We start from the raw sequence: 1,590 nt of genomic DNA, 5'->3' as shown, positions 1-1,590 counted from the left end.
CATCCTGCTGGCCATGCTGCAGGCCGGTCCCCTCTACGCTGCTTTTCCAGTGGCTGCCCTGCTGTGGAAAAAGGGCTGCAGTGTTCGCAATATTTTCGTTTACCTGGGTGCTTTCAGCACCTTGAAGATCCCGATGCTGGCTTTTGAGATCGGCTTTCTGGGGCTTGAGTTTTCCCTGCTGCGCGCCTTGTTCAGCCTGCCGGTTTTTATCGGCATCGGGTATTTGCTGGCGTTGGTTTTAAAAGACAAGCAATTCGCGGTCAAGGAACAAGGGTGAATGGATGGGAAAAGGAAACGGTTTGAGCGCAGACATGGATATCGACCGTCTGGCCAAGCTGTATGTCGAGCCGACCAACCGCTGCAACCTCGACTGCCGCACCTGCATGCGCCAGGGCTGGGACGAGGGGCTTGGTTTCATGGAGTTTGGATTTTTTGAAAAAATAGTAAAGGATTTGCATTCTTTACCTGAGCGCCCCAGTATATTTTTTGGCGGTTTCGGTGAACCGCTGAGCCATCCGCGCATTGCCGATATGGTGGGAGCGGCCAAGTTGAACGGCAGCGAGACGGAGCTGATCAGCAATGGCATCCTGCTCGATGATGAAATGACCGACCGCCTGGTCGCGGCCGGCCTCGACCGCCTCTGGGTCTCCATCGACGGCGCTTCACCGCAAAGTTACGCCGATGTCCGCCTGGGCGATTACCTGCCGCTGATCATCGCCAACCTGGAGCGCCTGAACGCGAGAAGGCGCAAGCCCGAGCTGGGCATTTCCTTCGTGGCCATGAAACGCAATATCGCCGATCTTCCAGCTGTCCTGGACCTGGCCCAGCGACTCGGCGCCAGCCGGTTTTCGTTCAGCAACATCGAACCATATACCGGGGATATGGAGAAAGAAGTTCTATACGGCCAGGTGCTGTTCGAGCCTTTGTCCGAGGGGGGCGTTCGGGTGCCGCGTTTCGACCCGCAGGTGATCGCAGAAAAAACGCTGGAGCGCATGAATGCCCTTTTCCCCGGCACTCTCTCTTCCCTGTCCCTGTCCCCCGAGCGCAAGGGGCTCTGCCCTTTCCTGCAGCGGCGCAGCGCCAGCGTGCGCTGGGACGGTGGCGCCGGCCCCTGCCTGCCTCTGCTGCACGGCCATACCGTATTCCTGAACGGCCATTCCCGCACCTGGCCCGAGTTCCATTTCGGTTCATTGAGCGGATGCGGCCTGGCCGAATTTTGGAACAGTGAAGCGTGGCGCGATTTCCGGCGCAAGCAGGACGAGTTCGCCTTCGCCCCCTGCACCACCTGCAATAGCTGCGACCTGCCTGACATCAACAACGAGGACTGTTTCGGCAACGTCCACCCGGCCTGCGGGGGTTGCCTCTGGTCGCAGGGGTTCATCCAATGCCCATGATGCAATTAAAAAACGCCATGTTTTTACTTTATTTTATTAAATCCAGTGGGGCTATTTCCGCCATCCCCTTTCGCTTTTTCCCGTCCGCATTCCGGCCGGGAAGCGACTCCGGCCATTTTTCTCTAAAATGGCCTCCGCAAGCCGCTCAAGGGGATAGACGGAAGCGCCCCACAGTAGTGAAATTAATTTTGGAGGT

At 57.7% G+C, this 1,590-nt stretch carries 3 protein-coding genes; all 3 read left to right on the top strand.

Annotated elements, in window-relative coordinates; all coding sequences use genetic code 11:
- Positions 1-277, top strand: a 277-nt coding sequence (locus NTW95_06430) for a permease (GenBank protein MCX6557056.1), incomplete at its 5' end; no start/stop codon positions are given.
- Positions 278-281: 4 nt separating this feature from the next.
- The gene (locus NTW95_06425) at positions 282-1,394 is read left to right on the top strand and encodes a radical SAM protein (GenBank protein ID MCX6557055.1); all 1,113 of its coding nucleotides are present in this window, start codon (positions 282-284) and stop codon (positions 1,392-1,394) included.
- Positions 1,391-1,590, top strand: a 200-nt coding sequence (locus NTW95_06420; protein ID MCX6557054.1) for a hypothetical protein, incomplete at its 3' end; no start/stop codon positions are given. The genes NTW95_06425 and NTW95_06420, both read left to right, overlap by 4 nt.

The organism is Candidatus Aminicenantes bacterium, from assembly GCA_026393795.1.
Taxonomy (GTDB): domain Bacteria; phylum Acidobacteriota; class Aminicenantia; order UBA2199; family UBA2199; genus UBA2199.
This window is presented reverse-complemented; position numbering and strand designations above follow the sequence as displayed.

Excerpts from the sequence above, each read along its gene's own strand:
- NTW95_06425 (MCX6557055.1), top strand. The coding sequence starts at position 282 with ATGGGAAAAGGAAACGGTTTGAGCGCAGACATGGATATCGACCGTCTG.